The following is a 1554-nucleotide window of genomic DNA, read 5'->3' as shown; positions in this document are numbered from 1 at the left end:
GCTCGGCGGTGATCGGATTCCTCCTCACCCGCGGGGCTCTCTCCCCGACCGGTGAGGAGGCGGCGGACTGCGCCCCGGTCTCCGAACCCGGCCACGTGGTGGGCGACGGCCCGGGGTCGCTGGACTCGCCGTTGGGGACCGTGTTGGCCTTCGATCACGCCTACTACGTCGAGCGCTCGGCCGAGAAGGCGTTCGAGGCGGTCTCGCCGTCGAGCCGGATGACGCCGGACCGGCTGCGCGTCGAGGGGGTGGACCGGGTGCCCGAGGGCACCACCCACTGTGTGGACGCGCGGGAGCTGTCGCCCACGCTCCTCGAGGTGAGCCTCACCGAGTCCCCGCCCGATGCGGAGCCGGTGGTGATCCGGCAGCGTGTGCGGGTGGCGGAGAACCCCGACGGCACCTGGGGGATCGTCTCGATCACGCCCGCGGGATGACCAGCCGGTACCCGTGAGCCGGGGGGCGGGCTCAGGGGCCGGGGTCGAGGTACTCCTGGGCCGGGGTGCGGCCCGAGGCGACCGCGTCGAAGAACCCCGTGGTGCTCGGGCCCCACACGAGGTACGAGCCCACGGAACCGGAGGCCATGCCGTCGTAGGGGGCGGTCACGGTGAGCGGATCGCCCCTGAGCTTCCACATCACCGACGCGAGGTTCCAGATGTGGTCCCCGGAGTCGACCGTGACGGCCTCCGAGGCCGCGTCGACCAGTGACACCGCGGTGAACGGGTTGAGCAGGTTGCCCGGGGACATGGTCTCGCTCATGAGCGCGCCGAGGAACTGCCGCTGGTTGCGGACCCGCTGGAGGTCCTGCTCGGCGAACCCGTAGCGGGTGCGGACGAAGCCGAGGGCCTGCGGCCCCGCCAGGGTCTGGCAGCCGGCGGCCAGGTCGAGTCCCGCGAGCGGGTCGTTGATCGGCTCCTCGATGCAGATGTCCACACCACCGACCGCGTCGACGATCCCGGAGAAGCCGCCGAACCCGATCTCCGCGTAGTGGTCGATCCGCATCCCGGTCTGCTGCTCGAGCGTGCGGGTCAGCAGCGCCGGACCGCCGAAGGTGTAGGCGGCGTTGAGCTTGTTCTGTCCGTAGTCCGGGATGTCGACCAGCAGGTCCCGCGGGAGCGAGATGAGCATGGTCCGGCCGCTGTCGCGCGGCGTGTAGACCAGCATCATGGTGTCCGTGCGCTTGCCGCCGGCATCGGACTCCGACCCGGTGGACAGCTGGGCCTGCTGCTCCGGGGTGAGTCCCTCGCGGGAGTCGGTCCCCACCAGGAGGGTGATGCTGCCCGGGGTGTTGCCGCCCCGGCCGGGGTAGTCCGGCAGCGCGTCGATCCGCTGGAGCTTGGAGTCCGCCCACAGGACGCTCACCACGCCCAGCGTCAGGATCACCACGAGCACCAGACCCAGGATCCGCATCGGCCCGAGGCGCCGTCTACCGGGTGCCCGGCGGGAGCGGCGATCGAGTGTGGACCCGTACCCGGCCCGCGACGGCCGACCGGACCGGACACCGCGCGGGTCGACCGGTTGCCTGCGGGGGTCCCGCCCGCCGGATCGCGACCGGGA

General features: G+C 72.3%; 1 protein-coding gene and 1 pseudogene. One reads left to right on the top strand and one right to left on the bottom strand.

What is annotated here, in order from left to right; translation table 11 throughout:
- Positions 1-434: pseudogene (locus tag G6018_RS12030) on the top strand (hypothetical protein); the annotation flags it as partial.
- 31 nt (positions 435-465) lie between these two features.
- Here the strand turns inward: G6018_RS12030 and G6018_RS12025 are convergent.
- Positions 466-1407 (bottom strand): LCP family protein, encoded by a 942-nt coding sequence (locus G6018_RS12025; RefSeq protein ID WP_182639720.1) that lies wholly within the window; start codon positions 1405-1407, stop codon positions 466-468.
- Between the last annotated feature and the right edge of the window lie 147 nt (positions 1408-1554).

It is taken from the genome of Dietzia sp. DQ11-44 (assembly GCF_014145205.1).
GTDB classification, from domain to species: Bacteria; Actinomycetota; Actinomycetes; order Mycobacteriales; family Mycobacteriaceae; genus Dietzia; species Dietzia natronolimnaea.
The sequence above is the reverse complement of the archived record's forward strand: the minus strand, read 5'-3'. Positions and strand labels throughout refer to the sequence as shown.